This is a genomic window from Paracoccus limosus, from assembly GCF_009711185.1.
Classification (GTDB): Bacteria; Pseudomonadota; Alphaproteobacteria; order Rhodobacterales; family Rhodobacteraceae; genus Paracoccus; species Paracoccus limosus.
In genome coordinates, this window is record NZ_WMIF01000015.1 from 66644 (window position 1) to 91262 (window position 24619).

23 protein-coding genes are annotated in these 24619 nt (G+C 68.3%); 17 read left to right on the top strand and 6 right to left on the bottom strand.

The features are described 5' to 3' along the window. The first annotated feature begins 53 nt into the window (after positions 1-53). The 11 genes from GL279_RS11805 (at position 54) to GL279_RS11855 (ending at position 10779) form a co-directional block, all read left to right on the top strand. Positions 54-1037 carry an AAA family ATPase gene (locus tag GL279_RS11805; RefSeq protein ID WP_155064843.1) on the top strand — a complete coding sequence of 328 codons (984 nt, stop codon included), beginning with the start codon at positions 54-56 and terminating at the stop codon, positions 1035-1037. After that, on the top strand, positions 1031-1912 hold the full coding sequence (locus tag GL279_RS11810) for a DUF58 domain-containing protein (RefSeq protein WP_343039792.1): 882 nt from the start codon (positions 1031-1033) through the stop codon (positions 1910-1912). The genes GL279_RS11805 and GL279_RS11810 overlap by 7 nt, the downstream gene beginning before the upstream one ends. Beyond that, the gene (locus GL279_RS11815) at positions 1899-2228 is read left to right on the top strand and encodes a hypothetical protein (protein WP_155064844.1); all 330 of its coding nucleotides are present in this window, start codon (positions 1899-1901) and stop codon (positions 2226-2228) included. The genes GL279_RS11810 and GL279_RS11815 overlap by 14 nt, the downstream gene beginning before the upstream one ends. Before the next feature lie 13 nt (positions 2229-2241). Then, positions 2242-3168 (top strand): VWA domain-containing protein, encoded by a 927-nt coding sequence (locus tag GL279_RS11820; protein WP_155064845.1) that lies wholly within the window; start codon positions 2242-2244, stop codon positions 3166-3168. Next, positions 3165-4031, top strand: coding sequence for a vWA domain-containing protein (locus GL279_RS11825; protein WP_155064846.1), 867 nt, complete (start codon positions 3165-3167; stop codon positions 4029-4031). The genes GL279_RS11820 and GL279_RS11825 overlap by 4 nt, the downstream gene beginning before the upstream one ends. Next, positions 4031-4657 carry a hypothetical protein gene (locus GL279_RS11830; RefSeq protein ID WP_155064847.1) on the top strand — a complete coding sequence of 209 codons (627 nt, stop codon included), beginning with the start codon at positions 4031-4033 and terminating at the stop codon, positions 4655-4657. Before GL279_RS11825 ends, GL279_RS11830 begins: the two co-directional genes overlap by 1 nt. Further along, the gene (locus GL279_RS11835; protein ID WP_155064848.1) at positions 4651-5814 is read left to right on the top strand and encodes a BatD family protein; all 1164 of its coding nucleotides are present in this window, start codon (positions 4651-4653) and stop codon (positions 5812-5814) included. The genes GL279_RS11830 and GL279_RS11835 overlap by 7 nt, the downstream gene beginning before the upstream one ends. Positions 5815-5952: 138 nt before the next feature. Then, positions 5953-7005, top strand: coding sequence for a quinolinate synthase NadA (gene nadA, locus GL279_RS11840; RefSeq protein ID WP_155064849.1), 1053 nt, complete (start codon positions 5953-5955; stop codon positions 7003-7005). After that, positions 7002-8564, top strand: coding sequence for an L-aspartate oxidase (locus tag GL279_RS11845; RefSeq protein WP_155064850.1), 1563 nt, complete (start codon positions 7002-7004; stop codon positions 8562-8564). The genes nadA and GL279_RS11845 overlap by 4 nt, the downstream gene beginning before the upstream one ends. 23 nt (positions 8565-8587) lie before the next feature. Then, positions 8588-9439: a carboxylating nicotinate-nucleotide diphosphorylase gene (gene nadC / locus GL279_RS11850; protein WP_155064870.1), complete on the top strand. Its 852-nt coding sequence runs from the start codon at positions 8588-8590 to the stop codon at positions 9437-9439. A gap of 56 nt (positions 9440-9495) precedes the next feature. Next, positions 9496-10779 (top strand): lytic murein transglycosylase, encoded by a 1284-nt coding sequence (locus tag GL279_RS11855; protein WP_155064851.1) that lies wholly within the window; start codon positions 9496-9498, stop codon positions 10777-10779. 45 nt (positions 10780-10824) lie between these two features. Here GL279_RS11855 and GL279_RS11860 read toward each other — a convergent pair whose 3' ends face one another. From GL279_RS11860 to GL279_RS11870, 3 genes are all read right to left on the bottom strand, one after another. Next, complete coding sequence (locus GL279_RS11860; RefSeq protein WP_155064852.1) at positions 10825-11211, bottom strand: acyl-CoA thioesterase; 387 nt, start codon at positions 11209-11211, stop codon at positions 10825-10827. Positions 11212-11316: 105 nt separating this feature from the next. Then, positions 11317-12705, bottom strand: coding sequence for an L-cystine transporter (locus GL279_RS11865; protein WP_155064853.1), 1389 nt, complete (start codon positions 12703-12705; stop codon positions 11317-11319). A gap of 250 nt (positions 12706-12955) precedes the next feature. Beyond that, entirely contained in the window at positions 12956-14260 is a 1305-nt protein-coding gene (locus GL279_RS11870) for an MFS transporter (protein ID WP_155064854.1), read from the bottom strand. A gap of 203 nt (positions 14261-14463) precedes the next feature. Here GL279_RS11870 and cyoA point away from each other — a divergent pair, with 203 nt between their 5' ends. The 5 genes from cyoA to GL279_RS11895 are packed head-to-tail and all read left to right on the top strand — an operon-like array spanning position 14464 to position 19442. Further along, a complete protein-coding gene (cyoA, locus tag GL279_RS11875; protein WP_211371303.1) occupies positions 14464-15672 on the top strand; it encodes a ubiquinol oxidase subunit II in 1209 nt (402 codons plus the stop codon). Positions 15673-15685: 13 nt separating this feature from the next. Beyond that, on the top strand, positions 15686-17695 hold the full coding sequence (gene cyoB, locus GL279_RS11880) for a cytochrome o ubiquinol oxidase subunit I (RefSeq protein ID WP_155064856.1): 2010 nt from the start codon (positions 15686-15688) through the stop codon (positions 17693-17695). A gap of 4 nt (positions 17696-17699) precedes the next feature. Next, a complete protein-coding gene (cyoC, locus tag GL279_RS11885; RefSeq protein ID WP_155064857.1) occupies positions 17700-18320 on the top strand; it encodes a cytochrome o ubiquinol oxidase subunit III in 621 nt (206 codons plus the stop codon). A gap of 1 nt (position 18321) precedes the next feature. Further along, entirely contained in the window at positions 18322-18717 is a 396-nt protein-coding gene (gene cyoD, locus GL279_RS11890; RefSeq protein WP_155064858.1) for a cytochrome o ubiquinol oxidase subunit IV, read from the top strand. Then, positions 18714-19442, top strand: a complete 729-nt coding sequence (locus GL279_RS11895; protein WP_343039793.1) for an SURF1 family protein — start codon at positions 18714-18716, stop codon at positions 19440-19442. The genes cyoD and GL279_RS11895 overlap by 4 nt, the downstream gene beginning before the upstream one ends. On the opposite strand, the gene GL279_RS11900 is transcribed toward GL279_RS11895, so the two are convergent. From GL279_RS11900 to otsB, 3 genes are read right to left on the bottom strand one after another with little or no spacing between them, the layout of a single operon-like run. Continuing rightward, on the bottom strand, positions 19439-20806 hold the full coding sequence (locus GL279_RS11900) for an alpha,alpha-trehalose-phosphate synthase (UDP-forming) (protein WP_155064859.1): 1368 nt from the start codon (positions 20804-20806) through the stop codon (positions 19439-19441). The genes GL279_RS11895 and GL279_RS11900 overlap by 4 nt on opposite strands. Beyond that, positions 20803-22602: a glycoside hydrolase family 15 protein gene (locus GL279_RS11905; protein WP_155064860.1), complete on the bottom strand. Its 1800-nt coding sequence runs from the start codon at positions 22600-22602 to the stop codon at positions 20803-20805. The genes GL279_RS11900 and GL279_RS11905 overlap by 4 nt, the downstream gene beginning before the upstream one ends. Next, positions 22599-23333 (bottom strand): trehalose-phosphatase, encoded by a 735-nt coding sequence (gene otsB / locus GL279_RS11910; RefSeq protein WP_155064861.1) that lies wholly within the window; start codon positions 23331-23333, stop codon positions 22599-22601. The genes GL279_RS11905 and otsB overlap by 4 nt, the downstream gene beginning before the upstream one ends. Before the next feature lie 210 nt (positions 23334-23543). Between otsB and ada the strand changes: the two genes are divergently transcribed. Beyond that, a complete protein-coding gene (gene ada, locus GL279_RS11915; RefSeq protein ID WP_155064862.1) occupies positions 23544-24617 on the top strand; it encodes a bifunctional DNA-binding transcriptional regulator/O6-methylguanine-DNA methyltransferase Ada in 1074 nt (357 codons plus the stop codon). The last annotated feature ends 2 nt before the right edge of the window (positions 24618-24619 follow it).

The window sequence follows — 24619 nt, forward strand, 5'->3', positions numbered from 1 at the left end:
GCACTTGGCGGATGCCCGGCTTCGGGCAAATCTCCCGGTCAGGGAGAAGGAAAATGTCACATCTTGAAAAGGGCGACGCGGCGCAGGCCGCTGCGGTGGCCGAGCTTGTCAGCACCGTGGCGGCGGGGCTGGTCGGGCATCAGCGGCTGGCCGAGCGGCTGGTCATCGCGCTGTTGGCGGGCGGCCACGTCCTGCTGGAAGGTCCGCCGGGCATCGCCAAGACCCGCGCGGTCAAGCGGCTGGCGCAGGCGCTGGAATGCAGCCATGCGCGCATCCAGTGCACCCCGGACCTGCTGCCGTCGGATCTGACCGGCACGCAGGTGTTCCGGCCCGAAACCGGCGGCTTTGATTTCCTGCCCGGCCCGATCTTTCACGCGCTGGTGCTGGTCGATGAGATCAACCGCGCGCCGCCCAAGGTGCAATCGGCGCTGCTTGAGGCCATGGCCGAGGCGCAGGTGACCACCGCCGGCACCAGCCGCGCGCTTTCCGATCCTTTCATGGTCGTCGCCACCCAGAACCCGATCGAGCACGAGGGCACCTTCCCGCTGCCCGAGGCGCAGATGGACCGCTTCATGCTGCATCTCAGCCTTGACCTGCCCGATGCCGAGACCGAGCGTGGCATTCTGGATCTGGTCGAGGCCGAGGCGCTGGCCGCAGCCACCCCGCAGGCCGCCGGGGCGGCGCCCGCCGTGGGCGAGGCGCAGATCCGCGCCGCGCGTCAGGCGGTGGCACGGGTGCATCTGGCCCCGGCGCTCAAGGATTTCATCGTGCGGCTGGTCATGGCCACGCGCAGCGGCGGCGTGGTCGCGGGCGATGTCGAACATGCGGTGTCGCCGCGCGGCACGCTGGCGCTGGCGGCGGCGGTGCGGGCGCGGGCATGGCTGGCCGGGCGCGATCACGGCCTGCCCGAAGATGTCGAGGAACTGGCCGAGGATGCGCTGGCCCACCGCCTGATCCCGAACTGGCAGGCCATGGGCGAGGGGCGCGATGGCCGCGCCCTGATCGCCGAGGTGCTGCGGCAGGTGCGGCCGTGGTAGCGGCAAGTGCGGGGATGGGCGGCCTGCCGGCGGCGCTGGACGCGCCCGGCCTGCGCCTGACCCTGACCGAGCTGATGGCGCTGCGCCCGCCGCCGCGCAGCCCGCGCCAACGCCCCGCCAGCCGCCGGCCCGGCGCCATTGCCGCCCGTGTCGCGGGGCAAGGCATGGACCTGCGCGAAATCCGCGCCTTTGCCGAAGGCGACGACCTGCGCCGCGTCGATCCTTCGGCCACGGCGCGCACCGGGCAATTGCATGTGCGCAGCTTTCACGAGGACCGCGACGACAGCACGCTGCTGATCGCCGATTTCCGCGGACCGCTGCTGTGGGGGACGCAGGGCGCGCTGCGCTCGGTTCGGGCGGGGCGGTTGCTGGCGCGGCTGGGCTGGCGGGCGCTGGCGCGCGGCGGCTCGGTCGGGCTGATGCTTTTGGGGCGCGAGGCGCCGCTGGTGCTGGCGCCGGGCGGTGGCTCGGGGCAGATGCATTCGGTCTGCACCGCGCTGGCGCGGGGCCATGATCTGGCGCTTTTGGCGCAGGCGCGGGCGCAGGGCGCGGCCCATCCGGCCGATCTGGCCCCGGCGCTGCTGCGCGCCGCGCGGGTTGCGCCGATGGGCGCGCGGGTGCATCTGGCCACGGGGATCGAGGCGTTGACCGGCGCCGATGCCGCGCTGTCGCGGCTGGCGCAGGGGCGGCGGTTGCAGATCCATCTGCTGATGGACCGGGCCGAGGCCGATCCCGCGCCGGTGGCGCTGGCGGTCAGCGATGGCACGCACAGCCGCTTTGGCCGGCTGTCGCCGGTCGCGGTCCAGCCGCTGCTGGCGCATCTGCGCGGCCTTGGCGCCCATCCCGAACTGGTGGCCCCCGATGACGCAGGCTGAGCTGATCGCTGCGCTGGCCCCCAGCCGCCTGCCGGCCTCGGCACTGGATCCCGGTTGGCGCGAGGCGCTGGCGCTGTTCGGTCTGGGCCTGCTGGCGGGGCTGGTGCTGGCGCTGCTGCTGCGGCCCTTGCTGCGGCCTCGGGTGTCGCTGGTGCAGCGCATCCGCGCCACCCGTGGCCAGCCGGCGCAGGAACGGCTGCTGTCGATTGCCCGCATTCTGGGCCATCTGCCGCCCGCCCTGCGCGATGCCGCTTATGGCGCCGCCCCGCCGCCCGAGGATCCGCTGATCGAGCGGATCGCCCGGCGCGGGCGCTGATCGGGGAAACCGCATGAGCCTTGCCTTTCCACTGGCCCTGCTGCTGCTGCCGCTACCACTGCTGATGCGGCTTTTGCCGCCGGGCACGGCGCGGGGCGGGCTGCGCGTGCCGCCGCAGGTCTTTGCCGGCGCGGTCGAGGGTGCCGCCCTGCCGCGCGGCTTGGTGCCGGCGACGCTGGCATGGGGGCTTTTGGTGCTGGCGCTGGCCGGGCCGCAGATGGACCGGCAATCGGGGCTGATGCAGGCCTCGGGGCGCGATATCCTTTTGGCGCTGGACCTGTCGGGCAGCATGGAAAAGCGCGATTTCAGTCTGGACGGGCAGCCGATCTCGCGGCTGGAGGCGGTGAAATCCGTGGCCTCGCGCTTTGTCGCGGCGCGGCGCGGGGATCGCATCGGGCTGGTGGTGTTCGGCGACCGCGCCTATGTCGCGCAGCCGCCGACCTTTGACGTGGACGCGGTCGCCCGCGCCATCACCGAGGCGCAGATCGGCATTTCCGGCCGCGCCACCGCGATTTCGGATGGCTTGGGGCTGGCGATCCGGCGCTTTGCCAGCAGCGATGCGCCGACGCGGATCGTGGTGCTGCTGTCGGATGGCGTCGATACCAAGGGCAAGGTCGGCGCCGCCGATGCCGCAAGGCTGGCGGCGGAACATGGCATTCGCGTGCATACGATCGCGCTTGGCCCCGACGATCTGGAAACCCGGCCCAAGGCGCGCGACGCGGTCGATGCCGCCACCCTGAGGGCGGTGGCGCAGGCCTCGGGCGGGACCAGTTTCCGCGTGCGCGGCATGGCCGATCTGGAAGCCATGGCCGCGACGCTTGACCGGCTGGAGCCAAGCCCGGCCGAGCGTCCGCCGCTGCGCTTCTGGCAATCGCTGTGGGTCTGGCCCGCGGCGGCGGCGGGGCTGCTGATGCTGTGGCTGGGGTGGAGGCGCGCATGATCCTGTTGCGGCCATGGTGGCTGGCGGCGCTGCTGCCGGTCGTGGGGCTGGCGGTTCTGGTCTGGCGGCGCGGTCCCGAGGCGGGCGGCTGGCAGGCGGTGCTGTCGCCGGCGATGCTGGCGGGGTTGGCCGCGCTGGGTCAGCTGCAACCGGCGCCGCGTTGGCAGCGGCTGCTGCCTTGGGCCGGGGCGGGGGCCTTGGCGCTTGGCCTGTCGGGGCCGGCGCTGCCGCGCGGCGATGCGCCGGTTTTCGCGCAAGAGGACGCGGTGGTGATCGCGATGGACCTGTCGGCCTCGGTGGTGCGCGCGGGGCTGGAAGATGCCAAGGCCGGCGCGGCCCAGCTGATGGCGGCGCTGCCGGGCCGCCCGGTCGGGCTGGTGCTTTACGCGGGCGAGGCCTATGTCGCCGCCGCCCCCACCGCCGATCCGCGCGTGCTGGAAAGCCTGATCGCGGTTCTGGACGCCGACACCATGCCCGACAAGGCCAGCCGTCCCGCCGATGCGCTGGCGCAATCGGGCAAGCTGCTGGCCGGGCTGAAACGCGCCGATCTGGTGCTGGTTTCAGACGGGGGCGGCGTCGATGCCGCAGCCGAGGCCGAGGCGCAGCGGCTGGAGCGCGCGGGCGTGCGCATCCATGCGCTGAGCGTGGCGGGCGATCCGCCGGCCGATGCGGCGGCTCTGGCGCGCATCGCGGCGCAGGGCGTGGTGCCGGCGGCCGAGGCCGGGCGGGTCGCTGCGGCGCTGCGGCGCTCGTCGATGGGCGATGATCCGGCGCTGCGGGCGCTGCGCTATCGCGACCTTGGCCCGTGGATCGCGGCGCTGGCGCTGCTGCCACTGCTGATCCGGTTTCGGAGGCAGGCGTGATGCGCCCCGGCACCCGTTTGACCTGTGCGCTGGCGCTGGCCGGGGCGGCACTGTTGCTGGCCGGGCCGCAGGCGCTGGGGCGGGTGGCGCTGTGGGCGGGGCTGCCGGGGCTGGCCGCGCCCCTGCTGCCCGATCCGGCCGAGCGGGGGGTCGCGCTCTATCGGGCTGGCCGCTATGCCGAGGCGGACGCCGCGCTGGCCGCCTCGGGGCGGGGGCAGACCTATGATCGCGGGCTGAGCCTTGCCGCGACCGGGCAATATGCGCTGTCCAGCGCCTATTTCGACGCGGTGCTGTTTGCCCGGCCCAGCGATGCCGAGGCGCGCCACAACCGGCAGCTGGTCAATCAGATGATCCCGCCCGAGCGCGGCGACAGCGTCGTGCCCGGCCGCATCGCCGGTGCGGGCGGGCTGCCTCCGGGCGGGGCGGCGACGGCCAGCACAACCTCGGGTGAGCTGATGATCCATTGGAAACGCGATGTCGAGGCGCGCGGTCTGGCCGCCAGCGACGCCTGGCTGGAAACCCTGGCCGATGATCCGGGCGAGTTCCTGCGCCTGCGGCTGAAGGCGGAACACGACCGCCGCGCCGGACTGGGCCTGATCCGCCCGGCCGAGGGCGAGCCATGGTGATGCGCTGGCTGGTCCTGTTCCTGCTGATGGCGCTGCCGGTGCGGGCCGACAGCCTGCGCCTGATCCTGCCCGACAGCGGCCCGATCGTGGGCGAGATGATCGCGCTGACCATCCGCGGCGAATATGACGGCGTCATCAACCGCGAGACGCTCAGCTTTCCCGACAGCGCCGCCTATGACTGGATCCAGCTTGAACCCGACAGCTGGCGCGACGAGCGCGTGAACGGCGTCCAGCGCCGGGTGTTCGAGCGCCGTCTGGCGCTGTTCGCGCTGCGTCCGGGCAGCCTGACCATCGGGCCGCTGACGCATCGGCTGACCAAGACGCAGGGCGGCGTCTGGGTCGAGGCGCCGGTGACCGCGCCCGCCGCCACCATCACCGTCGCGCCCTATCCGGCGCCGGGCCGGCCGCTGGCCGCGCGCAATCTGAAGGTCACCGACGATCTGTCGGGCGATCCCTCGCGCATTGGCGACAACCAGACCATCCAGCGCCGCATCACCATCACCGCCGAGGGCACCATGGGCCATCTGCTGCCGCCCCGGCCCGACCTGCGCGAGAAATGGCTGATCAGCTTTACCGCCCCCGAAAAGCGCGAAACCCGGCTGACCGCCAATGGCCCGGTCGGCTATGTCGAATGGCAATGGAGCCTGCGCCCGATCACCGGCGAACAGGGCACGCTGCCGCCGATCCGGGTCTCATGGTTCGATCTGGCCAAGCGCGAGCTGCGTGGCGCCATCACCCAGCCCATCGTCTTTGGCTATGGCCGCGTGGGCGGCGTCCCCGAAGGCGCCGCGGGGCTTTCGCAGGGGCTGCGGCTGATGGCGGTCGGGGGGCTGGCGCTGGGGCTTCTGGCCGGGCTGGGGCTGATGCTGCCGGGGCAGGCGCTGGCCGGGCGGGGCGCGCTGCTGCGGGGCTGGCGCTGGCTTTGGCCGAACCCGCATCGCCGGGCGCTGCGCATGGCTGCCGCCTCGGGCGATCTGACGCGGCTGCGGCAGGTGGCGGCGCTTTATGCCGGGCATGAGCGGGCCTTGGGCCGCAGCGTCGATCCGGCGCCGCTGGCCCGCCTTGACCGGGCGCTGTTTGCCGCCGATGCGCCGCCGGTCGATCCGGCGCAGATCGCCGCGGCGCTGCTGTCGCGACGGGCGGCCCGGCGTGGCTGACTGCCATACCAATTCCCTGCATTTGCGGCAAATTGCGGCAATGGCGCCAAAGCTGTTGCTCTGACGTTACGTCACCGATAAGAGCGCGGGTCAGGCAGGGCGCCGCTGGCGCCCGACCCGGGACCGGAGGGGGGAACCATGCTGGATCTGACCGATATTCGCGCCGAGTTGCGCACGCATTACGACCTTGCGCCGTCGATGGAGCTGGCCGAGGCGATGTCGGACATCCACGCCCGCATGGGCCGGGTGATGCCGATGATCGACTGGGCCATCCACGCCCCCTATGTCCGCGCGATCAACGAGTTGAAGAAACAGCGCAATGCCGTCATCCTGGCGCATAACTACATGACGCCGCAGATCTATCACGGCATTTCCGACGTGGTGGGCGACAGCCTGCATCTGGCGATCAAGGCCACCGAGGTCGAGGCCGAGGTGATCGTGCAATGCGGCGTGCATTTCATGGCCGAGACCTCGAAGATCCTCAATCCGGCCAAGACCGTGCTGATGCCGGATATGGAGGCCGGCTGCTCGCTGGCTGAAAGCATCACCGCCGAAGGCATCGCCGAAATGCGCGCGCGCTATCCGGGCGCGCCGGTGGTCAGCTATGTCAACACCACCGCCGAGGTGAAGGCCGCCTCGGACATCTGCTGCACCAGCGCCAATGCCGCGCAGATCGTTGCTGCGATGGACGGCGACACGGTCATCATGACGCCGGACAAATGGCTGGCGCAGAACGTCGCGAAACAGGTCCCGCACAAACGCGTGGTCTGGTGGGACGGCGCCTGTATCGTGCATGAACAGTTCACCGCACAGGACTTGCGCGATTTCCGCGACTGGAACCCGGGGCTGAAGATCATCGCCCATCCCGAATGTCCGCCCGATGTCGTGGCCGAGGCCGATTATGCCGGCTCGACCGCGAATATTCAGGATTGGGTGACGGCCCAACAGCCCAGGCAGGTGATGCTGGTCACCGAATGCTCGATGGCCTCGAATATCTCGGACGCCAACCCGGATGTCGAGTTTCTGGGCCCCTGCAACATGTGCCCCTATATGCAAAAGATCACGCTGGAAAAGGTGCTGTGGTCGCTGCATTCGATGAGTGGCGTGGTCGAGGTGGACCCGGCCGTGGCCGAACCCGCCCGCCGCGCGGTGCAGCGCATGATCGACCTGTCGCGGCGTCTGGCGGGATGAGGCCGGTTGCCACCACCCTGACCACCGAACGCGTGGTCATCATCGGCGCTGGACTGGCGGCGCTGACGGCGGCGCGGCTGCTGGCGCCGCGCCCGGTGCTGCTGATCTCGCCCGAGCCCTTGGGTCAGGGGGCAAGCTCGGCCTGGGCGCAGGGCGGGGTGGCGGCGGCCATGGACCCTTCCGACAGCCCCGAGGCCCATGCTGCCGATACGCTGCGCGCCGGCGCCGGTCTGGTCGAGCCCGAGGTGGCGCGGTTGGTGACCGGGGCGGCGCCCGCCCAGATTCTGGCGCTGACCGAAATCGGCGCGCCTTTCGACCGCCGGCCGGATGGCGGCTATGTGCTGTCGCGCGAGGCGGCGCATGGCGCGGCGCGGGTGGTGCGGGTCAAGGGCGATCAGGCCGGGGCCGAGATCACCCGCGCGCTGGTCGCGGCGGTGCGGGCCACGCCCTCGGCGCAGGTGGTCGAGGGCTGGCTGGCCAGCGCGCTGCTGGTCGAGGACGGGCGGGTCTGCGGGCTTGGCCTGATGCGCTCTTCGGGGTCGCAAGAGCTGTTGCTGCGCGCGCCGGCGGTGCTGCTGGCGGCGGGCGGTTCGGGCGGGCTTTATGCGGTGACGACCAATCCGCCGCGCATCTCGGGGCAGGCCATCGGGCTGGCGGCGCGGGCGGGCGCGGTGATCGCGGATGCCGAATTCGTGCAGTTCCACCCGACCGCCATGGATGTGGGCGAGGATCCCGCACCACTGGCGACCGAGGCCCTGCGCGGCGAGGGCGCGCATCTGCTGAACCGGCTGGGCGAGCGTTTCATGCTGCCGCTGCACCCCGAGGCCGAGCTGGCGCCGCGCGACGTGGTGGCGCGGGCGGTCTATCTGCAATCGCAGGCCGGGCTGCGGCCGATGCTGGACACGCGGGCCTGTCTGGGCGCGCGCATCCTTGACGAATTTCCGGCGGTGGCGGGGGCATGCGCCCGGGCGGGGATCGACCCCACCCGGTCGCAGATCCCGGTGGCCGCCGCCGCGCATTACCACATGGGCGGGGTCGAGACCGACCGCGACGGCCACAGCAGCCTGCCGGGGCTGTGGGCCTGTGGCGAGGCGGCCTCGACGGGCCTGCATGGCGCGAACCGGCTGGCCTCGAACGGGCTCTTGGAGGCGCTGGCCTTTGCCGGGCGCTGCGCCGCCTCGATCACGGCCGAGACGCCTGCGGGCGATGCCGCGCCGGTCGTGCTGCCCGAACTGCCGCCGGCACCGCTGCCCGATCCGGCGCTGGTGCTGCGGCTGCGCCAGGCGATGACGGCGGGGGCGGGTGTGGTCCGCGATGCCGCCGGCCTGACCGCCTGCCTGCGCGAGATCGCCGCCATCGAGGCCGCCGCGCCCGGCCATCCGGTGCTGCGCAACATGACCGCGACCGCGACGCTGATCGCGGCGGCGGCGTTGGACCGGCGCGAAAGCCGGGGGGCGCATTGCCGCAGCGATTACCCGCAGACCGAGGCGCCGCGCCGCTCGCACCTGACCCTGGCCCAGGCGCTTGCGCTGCGGCCCAGCCTTGAGGAAACCCGCTGATGAACGCCCCGACGACCGCTGCAATGACGGCGCAGCCGCCCTTTCCCGATCTGATCCTTGAACCTCTGGTGCGCGCGGCACTGGTCGAGGATCTGGGCACCTATGGCGATCTGACCACCCGCACCGTGATCCCTGCGGGCACGCATTACGCCGCCCGCATCGTCGCGCGCGAGGCGGGCGTCGCCTCGGGGATGCAACTGGCGCGCATCGCCTTTCGGCTTGTTGATCCTGATTTGAGCTTTCGCCTGCAAGTTCCTGATGGCGCTGCATTCCAGTCCGGAGACGTGCTGGCCGAAATCACGGGCGAGGCGGCCTCGATCCTGACGGCGGAACGGGTGGCGCTGAACTTTGCCGGCCGGCTTTGCGGCATCGCCACCCAGACCGCCGCCCATGTCGCCGAGACGCGCGGCACGCGCGCGCGCATCACCTGCACCCGCAAGACCACCCCCGGCCTGCGCATCGTCGAAAAACAGGCGGTGCTGCATGGCGGCGGCTTCAACCACCGTTTCAGCCTGTCGGACGCCATCCTGATCAAGGACAACCATATCGCGGCGGCGGGCGGCATCGCCCCGGTGCTGGCGGCGGTCAAGGCGCGCGCTTCGCATATGGTGCGGGTCGAGATCGAGGTGGATCGGCTGGACCAGCTGGCCGAGGTGCTGGCCCATGGTGGCGCCGATGTCGTGCTGCTGGACAATATGGACAGCGAGACGCTGCGCGCGGCGGTGGCGATGAACGCCGGGCGGCTGGTGCTGGAGGCTTCGGGCAATATGCGGCTGGCGCGCATTGCCGAGGTGGCGGCGACGGGGGTGGATTACATCTCGGTCGGCGGGCTGACGCATTCCTCGCGCACGCTGGATCTGGGGCTCGACTTCTAGGGGTTCCGGCGACGGCCCACTCGCGCTAGGCTTCCCAAAAACGTGAGGAAGCAGTGATGGGCATTTCATTCAGGCAATCGGTCAGCCTTGCGGCGATGGCGCTGGTTCTGGCCTCGTGCGGGGTAGGCAATTACGGGCCGCGTCCGGGCGGCGTCGCGCCGGCCAGCCAAGAGATCAAATGGGGCCGCAACCAGAACCCGCCGCCGGCCAAGGTCGCCGGGTTGCAAAGCTGGCTGGCCGGGTTCCGCAGCCAGGGCCGCGCCGCCGGCATCAGCGATCAGACCATGGATCTGGCCTTCCGCGACGTGGTCTATAACCCCGAGGTGGTCAAGCGCAGCCAGAACCAGGCCGAGTTCAAGAAATCGCTGTGGGAATATCTGGAGAATGCCGTTTCGGAAAAACGCCAGAACAATGGCCGCGCGGCGCTGGCGCAATATGGCGGCGTGCTGAGCCGGGTCGAGGCCGCTTACGGCGTCGACAAAGAGGTGGTCACCGCCGTCTGGGGCATGGAATCCACCTATGGCGAGCGGCGCGGCGACCTGCCCTTGGTCGAGGCGCTGTCCACCCTGTCCTATGAGGGCTATCGCGGTGACTTCTTCCGCAGCCAGCTGATTGCGGCGCTGAAGATCCTGCAATCGGGCGATATCGACCCCGGCCATATGACCGGCAGCTGGGCCGGTGCCATGGGCCATACCCAGTTCATCCCGACGACCTATCTGGCCTATGCGGTCGATTTCACCGGCGACGGCCGGCGCGACATCTGGTCGAACGACCCCAGCGACTCGCTGGCTTCGACGGCGAATTATCTGGCGAAATCGGGCTGGCAGCGCGGGCTGCCGGCGGCGGTCGAGGTGACCTTGCCCGCAGGCTTTGACATGGGTCTGGCCGGCAAGGGCAAAAAGCGCAGCGTTGCCGAATGGCAGTCGCTGGGCGTGCGTCAGGCCAATGCCCGGCCGCTGCCGCCCGCCGGCACCACGACCGAGCTGATCACCCCCGGCGGGCGCACCGGCGCGGCCTTCCTGATCACCCGCAACTTCCATGCCATCCTGCGCTACAACAATGCCGACAGCTATGCGCTGGCGGTGTCGCATCTGTCGGACCGGCTGAAGGGCTATCCGGGGCTGGCCAACCCCTGGCCCTCGGACCATCCGGGGCTGCGACTGGAAAGCCGCAAGCAGATTCAGGAACTGCTGACCCGGCGCGGCTTTGACACGCAGGGGGTGGATGGCAACATGGGCTCGAATACCGCCAATGCGATCCGCGCCTATCAGCAATCGCGCGGCCTGCCGGTCACCGGCGAGCCTTCGGCCGATCTGCTGGCGCAGCTGCGTCAGGGCTGAGCCAGCCGGGGGCGGCGCGGGCCGCCCCAACCGCCGGGCCGGGGCTCAGGGCTGTTCGACCGGGCGGGCGGCACCATATTCGTCCAGCGCGACAAAGGTGAATGTCGCCTCGGTCACCCGCTGGCTGTCGTCGCTTTCGCGCTGGCGGCGCCATGCCTCGACATGGATCTGCATCGAACTGCGGCCGATGCGCACGATGCGGGCGTAAAGCGAGACCTCGTCGCCGACCTTGACCGGGCGGTGAAACTTCATGCCCTCGACAGCGATGGTGGCGCTGCGGCCGCGCGCGGTCAGCGCCGCGACAGAGCCTGCGGCAAGGTCCATCTGGCTCATCAGCCAGCCGCCAAAGATGTCGCCGGCCGGGTTGGTGTCGGCGGGCATGGCGATGGTGCGGATGGTCGGGCTGCCGGGCGGCTGGTCGTCCTGGGGCATTGGCTTCCTCGTGAGGGGGCTGATGCCTTTGCCTAGCCGACGGGCCGCGCGGCGGTAAAGCGCAATCCGGGCAGGGCGCGTGCCCCGCCCGGATCGGATCAGAAATCAGGCGCCCTGCAGTTCGGCGTCATCGTCGCTGTGCAGCCGGCTGCGGTCGGTCTGGCCAAGGATCTGCGAGGTCAGCGTGCCGGCGGTCATGGCGCCGTTCACGTTCAGCGCGGTGCGGCCCATGTCGATCAGCGGCTCGACCGAGATCAGCAGCGCCACCAGCGTCACCGGCAGGCCCATCGCCGGCAGCACGATCAGCGCAGCCATGGTCGCGCCACCGCCAACCCCGGCCACCCCGGCCGAGCTGAGCGTGACGATGGCGACCAGCGTCGCGATCCAGGTCGGGTCCAGCGGGTTGATGCCCACGGTCGGCGCGACCATCACCGCCAGCATGGCCGGGTAAAGCCCGGCGCAACCGTTCTGGCCGATGGTGGCACCAAAGCTTGCGGCAAAGCTGGCGATCGTCTGCGGCACGCCAAGGCGGCGGGTCTGGGTCTCGACGCTCAGCGGGATCGTCGCGGCGCTGGAGCGGCTGGAAAAGGCAAAGCTGAGCGCGGGCAGCGCCTTGCGGAAATAGGCCAGCGGATTGACCCCGGTCAGGGTCAGCAGCAGCGCATGCACGCCGAACATGATGGCGAGCCCGATATAGGATGCGATGACGAATTTCCCGAGGTTCAGGATATCGCCCGCATTCGAGGTCGCTGCCATCTTGGTCATCAGCGCCATCACGCCGAACGGAGTCAGCGACATGATCAGCCGCACCAGCTGCGCCACCCATGCCTGCATCAGGTCGATGAAGCGCACCAGCGCCGCGCCCTTTTCGGCATCGCGCCGCACCAGCCGGATCGCGGCCACGCCAAGGAAGGCGGCAAAGATCACCACCGAGATGATCGAGGTCGGATTGGCGCCGGTCAGATCGGCAAAGGGGTTCTTGGGAATGAACGACAGAATCAGTTGCGGCACCGTCAGGTCGGCGACCTTGGGCGCATAGCTGGTTTCCAGCGCGCTGAGCCGGGCGGTTTCGGCCGCGCCCTGCACCAGACCTGCGGCAGTCAGATGGAAGCTTAGCGACATGAGCACGCCGACCAGCGCCGCGATGGCGGTGGTGGCCAGCAATGTGCCCAGCACGAGAATCGAAATCTTGCCCAGGGACGAGGCGTCATGCAGCTTTGCCACCGCATTCAGGATGGCGACAAAGACCAGCGGCATGACGATCATCTGCAAAAGCTGCACATAGCCGTTGCCGACGATGTTGATCCAGCTGATCGAGGTCTGCAGCGCCGGGCTGTCGGTGCCTTGGGTCAGCTGCAGCCCGATGCCGAACAGCGTGCCGAGAATCAGGCCGATGAAGACCCGCGCCGACAGGGACAGGTTGCCGCCTTGCAGCCGGGCCAGCCCGATAAGCAGCAGGGCGAAAATGATGAGGTTGATCAGGACAGGAGCCATGATGCGTCTCCGGTAGGATAAATGGGCCCTGAGAGTAATCGCCGGGCCTTGCCGGGATAAGGGTGCCATGAAAAGAAGCACAGGCGCGCATGGTTTGATCGCCGGGCCGATAAATTGTTCCGCCGGGCGTGGCGATCATGGAACGCGGTGGCGGCTTTTGGCGCGGCGGCAGGGCGCGTGTGCTGCCCTTGGAAACGGCAAACGCCCGGGACGGGCCCGGGCGTTGCAGGATGGATCGGCCGGGATGCGGTCAGTTCGACCGGAACTCCAGCTTGCGGGCAAAGCGCAGCGCGAGGATCGTGCAGACCGCGCCCGACAGCAGGTAAAGGCCGGCGGCCCAGAGCCCAAGCCATGCCGACAGCGCCAGCGCCGCCAGCGGCGCAAAGCCCGCACCGAACAGCCATGCCAGATCCGAAACCACGGCAGAGCCGGTATAGCGGCGGCTGGCATCGAAGAGCGAGGCGACCGCGCCCGAGCTTTGGCCAAAGCTGAGGCCAAGGATGATCGCACCGGCGGTCATGTAGACCGCTTCGCCGAACTTGCTGCCGTTCAGCAAAAGCGGCGCGACCACGGCAAAGATCGCGATCAGGATGGCGCCCCGATACAGCAGCCGGCGGCTGCCGATACGGTCCGAGATGATGCCCGAAGCGACAATGGCCAGGAAACCCCAGGCGGCGGCAATGGCCTCGATCACCAGAAAGCTGGAGGTGCTTTCATTGGTGTAAAGATAGACCCAGGACAGCGGGAACACCGTGACCATGTGGAACAGCGCAAAGCTGGCCAGCGGCACGAAGGCGCCGACCAGCAGGGTGCGGCCATCCTCGCGGAAAGCGGCGCGGAAGCTCGTCGGTTGCAGCTGGCGCGATTCGAAGGCCTCGGAATATTCCGGCGTCACCACGATGCGCAGCCGCGCAAACAGCGCCACGACGTTGATGGCAAAGGCCACAAAGAACGGATAGCGCCAGCCCCATTCCAGGAAATCGGCCTGCGACATGTTCGAGAGCAGATAGGCAAACAGCAGGCTGGCGACGCCCAGACCCACCATCGCGCCCAGCTGCGGCACCATGGCATAAAAACCGCGTTTGCCCTTGGGGGCGTTCATGTTCAGCAGCGACGGCAACCCGTCCCATGCGCCGCCCAAGGCAAAGCCCTGACCGAATCGCAGGAAGCACAGCACAAAGATCGAGGCGCCGCCGATCTGGGCATAGGACGGGATCAGACCCATGCCCACGGTCGAGGTGCCAAGGATCAAGAGCGCCAGCGTCAGCTTGGCGCCCTTGCCATAGCGGCGGTCGATGACGGTGAAAAAGGCGGTGCCCAGGGGCCGCGCCAGAAAGGCCAGCGCAAAGACCGCGAATGACCACAGCGTCGCAGTCAGCGGATCTGCAAAGGAAAAATAGCGCGACGGGAAGATGATCACCGAGGCGATGGCAAAGACGAAGAAGTCGAAGAACTCCGACGACCGGCCAATGATCACGCCCACCGCGATGTCGGAGGGCGAGACGTGATGATCGCTCGCCTCATCGGGGAGCGAGGAGGAGGAAGTTGCACTCATGTCTAGCGGACCTCTTGCGGGCACCCGACGGCTGAGGGGGCGTTGTGATGATAGAAGGCCGAGACCTTGGTCTGGTCAACCATGAGATTCAAGGTGGGCAGGGTGTGGCAAATTGTCCTATGTCTGGGACGGGACCCAGCCTTTAGGGGGTGGGCTCTTACCGATTCCTCCTCATGCCCCCGACAGGTGAGGTTACGGCTCTCATGCGTATTCCATTCCCTCTGGCGCGTCTTACCGCGCTTGCCCCTATTTTCCTGGCTCTTGGCGCCTGCAAGATGGAGGTGCTCAAGCCCTCCGGCTATATCGCCGAGCGGCAAAAGGACCTGCTTCTGGCCTCGACCGGGCTGATGATGCTGATCATCATTCCGGTCATGGTGCTGATCGTCTGGTTCTCGTGGCGCTACCGCGCCTCGAACCGTCAGGCGACCTATGCGCCCGACTGGGATCACTCGACCAAGTTCGAGCTGGTGATCTGGGCGGCGCCGCTGCTGATCATCATCTGCCTTGGCGCGCTGACCTGGGTCGGCACGCATCTGCTGGACCCGTTCCGCCCGCTGGACCGCCTGTCGGCCAGCGAGCCCGCCCCCGACCAGAAGCCGTTGCAGGTCGAGGTCGTGGCGCTGGACTGGAAATGGCTGTTCATCTATCCCGAACAGGGCGTCGCCACGGTCAATGACCTTGCCGTGCCGGTCAACCGCGAGATCGAGTTCACGCTGACCTCGTCGACGGTGATGAATGCCTTCTACATCCCGGCCATGGCGGGCATGATCTATGCCATGCCGGCGATGGAGACCAAGCTGCACGGCGTCTTCAACGAGACGGGCGATTATCAGGGTCTGGCCTCGCATTATTCGGGGCATGGCTTCTCGGGGATGCGGTTCAAGACGCATGCGCTGGATGAGGCCGCCTTCGACGCCTGGCTCGACGAGACCCGCGCCGCCGGCGGCACGCTGGACCGCGCGAAATACCTCGAGCTGGAAAAACCCAGCGAGAACGTCAAGCCGATGAGCTTTGCCCAGGTCGATCCCGAACTGTTCGACCGCGCCGTCAATATGTGCGTCGAGCAGGGCAAGATGTGCATGGCCGAGATGGCCGCGCTGGACAAACAGGGTGGCACCGGCCTTGCCGGCACCATGAACACCGGCGCGCTGACCCGCGACGCCTCGATCCGCCGCGGCTCTGGCATTGCCGTGCTGGGCTCGGCGCCCTTCCAGGTGAACAGCTTCTGCACCCCCGAGGATTCGGAAAAGATGTTTGCCGAGATGCGCAGCACCCAGCCCGTGACCCGCAACGACCCGGCGCCCATGCGCGGCCTGGCGCTGCCCCGCCCCGACAATCGCCTTGGCATTATCGACATGCCTCGGATCATCCAGGACGCGCGGCGAGACAACGCCGTCGAACCCAAGCTCTGACCCGGAGTCCCAGATGGCCATTCCTACAAATGTCGAGACTACCTTCCTTCTGGGGCGCCTGAACTGGGACGCCATTCCGAAGGAGCCCATCGTCATGGCGACCTTTGCCGTCGTCGCCATCGGCGGCATCGCGCTGGTCGCCGCCCTGACCAAGTTCAAGCTCTGGGGCTATCTCTGGAACGAGTGGTTCACCTCGGTGGACCACAAGAAGATCGGGATCATGTATATGATCCTGGGCATGATCATGTTCGTGCGCGGCTTTGCCGATGCGGTGATGATGCGCATCCAGCAGGTCTGGGCCTTCAACGGGTCCGAGGGCTACCTGAATTCGCATCACTACGACCAGATCTTCACGGCGCATGGCGTCATCATGATCTTTTTCGTGGCGATGCCCTTCGTCACCGGCCTGATGAACTATATCGTGCCGTTGCAGATCGGCGCGCGCGACGTGTCCTTTCCGTTCCTGAACAACTTTTCGTTCTGGATGACGGTGGGCGGCGCGGTCATCGTGATGGCCTCGCTGTTCGTCGGTGAATTCGCGCAGACCGGCTGGCTGGCCTTCCCGCCGCTGTCGGGCATTCAGGCCAGTCCTTGGGTCGGCGTCGATTACTACATCTGGGGCCTTCAGGTCGCCGGGGTAGGGACAACGCTGTCGGGCATCAACCTGATGGTCACCATCCTGAAGATGCGCGCCCCGGGCATGACCATGATGCGGATGCCGGTGTTCACCTGGACCTCGTTCTGCACCAACATCCTGATCGTGGCGACCTTCCCGGTGCTGACCATGACGCTGATCCTGCTGACGCTGGATCGCTACATCGGCACCAACTTCTTTACCGCCGAAAACGGCGGCAGCCCGATGATGTATATCAACCTGATCTGGATCTGGGGCCACCCCGAGGTCTATATTCTGGTGCTGCCGCTCTTTGGCGTCTACTCGGAGGTCACCGCGACCTTCTCGGGCAAGCGTCTGTTCGGCTATACCTCGATGGTCTATGCGACCGTCTGTATCACCATCCTGTCCTATCTGGTCTGGCTGCACCACTTCTTCACCATGGGCGCGGGTGCATCCGTGAACTCGTTCTTCGGCATCACGACGATGATCATCTCGATCCCGACGGGCGCCAAGATCTTCAACTGGCTGTTCACCATGTATCGCGGCCGCGTCCGGTTCGAGCTGCCGATGATGTGGACCGTGGCCTTCATGCTGACCTTTGTCATCGGCGGCATGACCGGCGTTCTGCTGGCCGTTCCGCCGGCGGATTTCGTGCTGCACAACTCGCTGTTCCTGATTGCGCACTTCCATAACGTGATCATCGGCGGCGTGGTGTTCGGCGTCTTCGCGGCGATCAACTACTGGTGGCCCAAGGCCTTCGGCTTCAAGCTGAACAGGTTCTGGGGCAAGGTCTCGTTCTGGTGCTGGGTGATCGGCTTCTGGGTGGCCTTCACGCCGCTTTACGTGCTGGGCCTGATGGGTGTGACCCGCCGGGTGCGCGTCTTTGACGATCCCAGCCTGCAGATCTGGTTCATCATCGCCGGCATCGGCGCCTTCCTGATCGCCTGCGGTATCGGCTCGATGTTCCTGCAATTCGGCATCTCGATCTGGAAACGCAACGATCCGGCCTATCGCGACGTGACGGGCGATCCGTGGAACGGCCGCACGCTGGAATGGTCGACCTCGTCGCCGCCGCCGTCCTACAACTTTGCCTTCACGCCCGTCGTGCATGGCCTGGATGCCTGGACGGACATGAAAGCGGCCGGGGCCCAGCGTCCGCGCGCGCCCTATATCCCGATCCACATGCCGCGCTATACCGGCTCGGGTGTGATCCTGGCGGGCCTGTCCACGATCCTTGGCATGGCGATGATCTGGTATATCTGGTGGCTTGCCGCCGTCAGCTTTGCCGGTCTGGTCGGCTTTGCGATCTACCACACCTTCAACTACAACCGCGACTTCTACGTCCCGGTGAACGAGGTCGAAAGCGTCGAGAACGCCCGCGACCGCGCACTGGCGCAGGGAGCCTGAGCCGATGAGCACCGTAACCGAGATCAAAACGGCGTCCGAATACTGGGAAACCGAGCCGCACCACCACCCGGAGGGCGCCTCGACCAGTATCGGCTTCTGGGTCTATCTGATGAGCGACTGCCTGATGTTCGCAGTGCTCTTTGCGACCTTCGGCGTGTTGCGCGGCAATCTTGCGGCCGGTCCCGGCCCCAAGGACCTGTTCGACCTGTCGCTGGTGGCGGTCAACACCACCATGCTGCTGCTGTCGTCGATCACCTATGGCTTTGCCATGTTGCGCATGGGGGCGGGCGACAAGTCCGGCACCCTGCGCTGGCTGGCGATCACGCTGTTCTTTGGCCTGTGCTTCCTCGGCATCGAGCTTTACGAGTTCCACCATATGATCGCCGAGGGCGCAGGTCCCTGGCGCTCGGCCTTCCTGTCGTCCTTCTTTGCGCTGGTCGGCACGCATGGTCTGCACGTCACCTTCGGTTCGATCTGGCTGGTGACGCTGATGGTGCAGGTGTCGAAATTCGGCCTGACCTCGGCCAACCAGCGCCGGCTGACCTGTCTCAGCCTGTTCTGGCACTTCCTCGACCTGATCTGGATCGGGGTGTTTACCGTCGTCTATCTGCTGGGGGTGATCTGAGATGGCGCATTCGCACAACGCTCATGACGGCCATCACCACGGCCACGGTCATGGCCATGACGACCACGCGCATGGCAGCTTCAAAAGCTACATGACCGGCTTTGTCCTGGCGGTCATCCTGACCGTCATCCCCTTTGGCATCGTGATGGGCGGCGGCTTTGACAGCCGGGCGCTGACCATCGCGGTGGTGGTGCTTTGCGCGGTGGCGCAGGTGCTGGTGCACATGATCTATTTCCTGCACATGACCAGCAGCGCCGAAGAGGGCTGGACCATGCTGTCCACCGTGTTCACCGTCGTCATCGTCGTGATCATGCTGGCCGGTTCGCTGTGGGTCATGTTCCACATGAACACCAATATGATGCCGCAGATGAGCCACGAATTGCAGGTCATGCCGTGACAGCGGGCGCGACGCATCGTTCGCGCCTTGCCCTGATGCTGATGACGCTCGCCGCACTGGCGGGCGTCATTCTGTTTTCGGGCCTGGGCATCTGGCAGGTGCAGCGCCTGCACTGTAAGACCGATCTGATCGCCCGGGTCGAGGCGCGTCTGGCCGCAGCGCCGGTCGCGGCCCCCGGTCCGGCCGATTGGGCCGGGGTGGATGCGCAGGCCGACGAATACCGCCGGGTCGAGGTTGCGGGCCGCTATGACTTCGGCGCCGAGCTTCTGGCCAAGGCGGTGACGGGGCAGGGCTCGGGCTATTGGGTGATGACACCGCTGGTCACCGATGCCGGCTGGCGGGTCTGGGTGAACCGCGGTTTCGTCCCCGACGACCGCCGTGAGGCCGGTGCGCGCAGCCAGCCCGCGGGCGAGGTGCGGGTGACGGGCCTGTTGCGGATCAGCCAGCCCGGCGGCGGCTTTCTGCGTGCCAACGACCCCGCCGCCGGGCGCTGGTTTTCCCGCGACGTGGCGGCGATGTCGGCGGCGCAGCGGATCGAGGCCGCGCCCTATTTCATCGACGCCGATGCGCAGCCCGGCCCCGACCTGCTGCCTGTCGGCGGGCTGACCGTGGTCAGTTTCCGCAACAGCCATCTCAGCTATGCGCTGACCTGGTTTGCCATGGCGATCGGTCTGGCGGGGGGGGCGTGGTATGCGCTGTTCCGCCGCCCCGCAGACGCGGATTAGCCCGGCAGGCGCTGCCCCGCCGCAAGGTCGCGCAGGAATTCGCGCGCCCAGACCGAGACCGGGCGCGCCGTCAGCTGCGCCATCATCCGGCCATGGCGGTCGCGGCGTTCCTCGATCGGCATGGTCAGCGCGCGCGCCAGCGCGTTCGAGACATCGTCCACGTCATGCGGGTTCACGATCAGCGCGTCGCGCAGCTCATGCGCGGCGCCGGCGAATTGCGACAGCACCAGCACGCCGGGATCGGCCGGGTCCTGCGCCGCGACATATTCCTTGGCCACAAGGTTCATGCCGTCGCGCAGCGGTGTGACCAGCCCCACCCGCGACAGCCGGTAAAGCCCGGCCAGCAGGCTGTGGCTGAAGGCGCGGTTGATATAGCGCACCGGCACCCAGTCCAGCGTGCCATAGCTGGCATTCAGGCGCCCGGCGCGTTCGGCGACCTCTTGCTGGATGCGGTCATAGCCCTCGATGCCGCTGCGCGAGGCCGGGGTGATCTGCAAAAAACTCACCCGGTTGTGCAGGCCGGAATGCTGCTCAAGCAGATTCTCGATGGCGCGCAGCCGTTCGGGCAGTCCCTTGGAATAATCCAGCCGGTCCACGCCGATCACCAGATCGCGCGGGCCAAAGCGGCGGTGCAGCTCGCGGATGCGCGGCAGTTCCTGCGCCCGCCGCGCACGGGCAACAAAGGTCGCGGTGTCGATCGAGATCGGATAGGCGCCGATGCGGGTGCCGCGCGGCTGGGCGATGCGTTCCAGACGCGGGCGGGCGGCATCCAGCGCCGCGCGCAGATGGCGCGCATCGGCCGAGGTCTGCACCCCGACCACGTCATAGGCCAGGATCCCGGCCAGAAAGCCGTCGGATTTGGGCAGGGCGCGGAACAGGTCCGGCGCGGGCCATGGGATGTGGTGATAATAGCCGATGCGGTTTTCCACCCCCAGACGCCGCAGCGCCGCCGCCAGCGGGATCAGGTGATAGTCATGCACCCAGATCAGATCATCGGGGCGCAGGATCGCGGCCAGGGCCCGGGCAAAGCGGTCGTTCACCGCAAGGTAACGTTCCAGCGCCGGGCGGCTGTATTCCATCAGATCGACCCGGTAATGGCACAGCGGCCACAGCACCGAATTCGACATGCCCTCGTAATAGCCCGCGACCTCCTCGGGGCTGAGATCCAGCGCCGCATAGGTCACATTGTCCAGTTCCTGCATGTGCAACTGCTCGGAAGGTGCGGCGCAGGTCTTGCCCGACCAGCCCAGCCACAGCCCGCCGTGATCGTGCAGCGCCGCCTCAAGCGCCACGGCCAACCCGCCCGCAGCCACCCCCTTGCCAAGCGCCGGCAGCCGGTTCGAGACGACGACCAGCCGGCTCATACCACCTCCTCCCATGTGCGCGACAGTTTGGCGGCGGCATTGATCAGCCCGACCATGGAATAGGTCTGCGGGAAATTGCCCCACAGCCGCCGGGTCTCGACATGCACGCCCTCGGAGAGCAGGCCCAAAGGCGTGCGCTGCGCCAGCACCTCGACAAAGATCTCGCGCGCCTCGTCCTTGCGGCCCAGCCGGGCCAGCGCCTCGATCAGCCAGAAGGTGCAGGCGGTGAAGGCGGTTTCGGGTGTGCCGAAATCGTCGGGCGCCTTGTAGCGAAACAGGTGATGGCCCTGACGCAGCTCGGCCTCGATGGCGGCGACGGTGGCGCGATAGCGCGGCGCGGCGCCGGTGGTATAGCCCACCTCGGTCATCAGCAGCAGGCTTGCGTCCAGATCGCTGCCGCCAAAGGCCATGACATAGCTTTGGCGCTCGGCACTCCAGCCATAGGCCTCGATCGCCTCGCGGATGCGGGCGGCATGGGCGCACCAATAGCGGGCGCGGCGCCCCAGCCCCAGATGGCGGGCGATGCGCGCCAGCCGGTCGCAGGCGCCCCAGCACATCAGCGCCGAATGGGTGTGGATGCTTTCGCGGGTGCGGAATTCCCACAGCCCGGCATCGGGCGTGTTCCAGCGCGCCACCGCCTGTTCGCCCAGCGATTCCAGCCGGTGGAACAGATCCTCGCCGCCCAGACGCGGCAGGCGGGTGTCGAAAAAGCACTGGCTGACCGCAAGGATGACCGAGCCATAGCCATCATTCTGGACCTGCGTATAGGCGGCATTGCCGCGCCGGACAGGGCCGTTTGCCGCATAGCCCGCCAGCGCCGGGCAGGTTTCCTCGGTCACGCGGCGTTCATGCCCCAGCCCGAACAGCGGCTGCATGTAACCATCGGGCGCGGCGGTGGCGAGGTTCAGCACGTAATTAAGGTAATCCTCCATCGTGCGGGTGACGCCCAGCGAATTCAGTGCCTTGACGGTAAAGAAGCTGTCGCGCAGCCAGCAAAAGCGGTAATCCCAGTTGCGGCCCGTGCCCTGATATTCCGGGATCGAGGTGGTCAGCGCCGCGACGATGCCGCCGGTTTCCTCGTATTCGCAGAGTTTCAGCGTGATCGCGGCGCGGATCACCGCCTCTTGGTAATCGGGCGGGATCGACAGGGCGCGCACCCAGTCGGTCCAGTAATCCTCGGTCCGCTCCAGAAAGCGTAGGGCGATGGCTTCGGAGGCGTCGCTCAGCGGCTCGTCGGGGCCCAGCAGGAACACCTGCGGCTGGTCCAGCAGGAACGGGGTTTCCGACAGGACGAATTCGACCGGCGCGGTGGTGGTCAGCCGCAGGCTGTCATCGCCCAGCTCATAGCGCAGGTGGTTCGAGCCGCGCCGCGCCTTGGCCGCGCGCGCCCCGTAATCGTGGCGGGGCCGCAGCCGCACGGTGATGCGCGGCATGCCCTGCACCGGCTGGACAATGCGCACCAGCGTGCGGCCGCGAAACATCCGGCCCCGGTCGCGAAAGCGCGGCAGAAAGTCGATGATGCGCAGGCTGTTGCCCTGTGCGTCGGTCTGCAGGGTTTCAAGGATCGCGGTATTGCGGCGGTAATGCTGGGTGCTGGTGGCCAGTGCGTCGCAGCGGATCGACCAGATGCCCTCGTCGGGGCCGGCGACGGGATCCAGAAGGCCGCAGAACAGCGGATCGCCGTCAAAGCGCGGCAGGCACATCCAGCGGATGTCGCCCTGACGGTCGATCAGGGCGGCGGTGGCGGCATTGCCGATCAGGCCAAGGTCAAGGCTGGGCTCCAGCGCCCCGGTCATGCCAGCCCCCTTTCCAGCCATTCGGCCAGAGCGCGCGGACCGGACAGGCGGTGATCGGCGGGCAGGTCGCGTTCGCCCATGGCGACGGCCAGCCCGCCCAGCTCGCGCGCGGCGGCCAGCATCGGCATGTCGTTCAGATCGTCGCCAAAGGCCACCGGCAGCCGCCCGGCAAAGGGCGGTTCCGCCATGAAGCGGCGCAGCGCGCTGCCCTTGTCGCCGCCGCTCTGGCGCAGCTCGGCCACGAATTTGCCGTGCTGGATCACCCAGTCCGGGCCCAGCTCGGTCAAGGCGCGCTCGGCGGCGGCGATCATCGCCTGTTCATGCTGCGGCGCGCGGCGCCAATGCAGGGCAAAGCCCGCGTCCTTTTCCTCAAGCAGCGTGCCCGGAAAGGCCGCGACCAGCGCCGAAAGCCCCGGCAGCAGCGGCGAAAACTGCGCGCGGCGGGCCGGGTCATGGGCCAGCACCTCGCCGGGAAATTCGGCGCCATGCAGCCCGGCCACCGGGATGGCGGGATCGATGTGCGACAGGATCTCGGCCCGGTGCCGGCCGGTCAGGATCGCCACCGCGCCGCCGGTGCGCCGCAGCAGCCGCATGAGGTCCAGCCCCAGCCGCGCATCCAGCGCCACATCGGCGGGGTCGTCGGTGAATTCGGCCAAAGTGCCGTCGAAATCAAAGAAAAAGGCGTGACGGTCCAGATCGAGGGCGTCGAATACGGGGGCGTTGTCCTTCAAGGTCTTGTCCTTTCCTGCAGCGCGGTCGCCGGGGCCGGGACCGCCTCATCACCGGGCCAACCATCGCCAGCCGCAAGGGTTCCGCCCCGCGGCCCGGCAAATGCACCCCCCGACCGGGCCGCGCCCGCGAATTTGGCAGCAAAGGACGAGAAGCGGGCGGATCTTCCCGGCATTAGACTGTGCCTCAACCCCAGCAAAAGGTGCTATGACATGCGGATGATGGAACAGGATCGGGATGGCGTGGATTCGCGTTGGCTGGCGGTCGAGCGCCGTGATGCTACAGCCGACGGGCGCTTTGTCTATGCGGTGCGCAGCACCGGGGTCTATTGTCGGCCGTCCTGCGCCTCGCGCCGGGCGCTCAGGGTGAATGTCAGCTTTTACCCCGATGCGGCGGCGGCCGAGGCGGCGGGCTATCGCCCCTGCCGGCGCTGCCATCCGCAGGCGCAATCCCCGGCCGAGGCGGGGGCGGCGCTGATCGACGCGGCCTGCCAGATGATCGACGCCGCCGAAGAACCGCTGTCGACCGCCGCGCTGGCGGGTCGGATCGGGCTCAGCGTCTGGCATTTCCACCGCCAGTTCAAGGCCCGCACCGGCATGACGCCGCAGGCCTATGCCCGCGCCCGCCGGGCCGAGCGGCTGCGCCGGTCGCTGGCCCCCGCCGCCAGCGTGACCGAGGCGATCCATGCCACCGGCTTTGGCTCGTCGGGGCGGTTCTATGCCGAGGCCGGGGCGATGCTGGGCATGACGCCCGGCGCATGGCGCAAGGGCGGCGCGGGCGAGACGATCCGCTTTGCGTTGGGGCAATGCGCGCTGGGGGCGATTCTGGTCGCAAGCAGCGCCAGCGGCATCTGCGCCATCTCGCTGGGCGATTCGCCCGAGGCGCTGCTGCGCGAATTGCAGGACCGCTTTTCGCAGGCCGAGCTGATCGGGGGCGATGCCGGGTTCGAGGCGCTGGTGGCCCGCGTCGTGGCCATGGTCGAGGCGCCGGGACAGACGCAGGGCCCCGAGCTGGCGTTGGACATTCGCGGCACCGCATTCCAGCAAAAGGTCTGGCAGGCGCTGCGCCGCATCGCGCCGGGCCAGACCGTCAGCTATGCTGAGCTTGCGGCCCGCATCGGCGCGCCGGGTGCGCATCGGGCCGTGGCCGGGGCCTGCGCCGCCAATACGCTGGCGGTGGCGATCCCCTGTCACCGGGTGGTGCGCAGCGATGGCGGCCTGTCGGGCTATCGCTGGGGCATCGAGCGCAAGCGCGCGCTGCTGGAGCGTGAGCGGCGGGACGATTAACA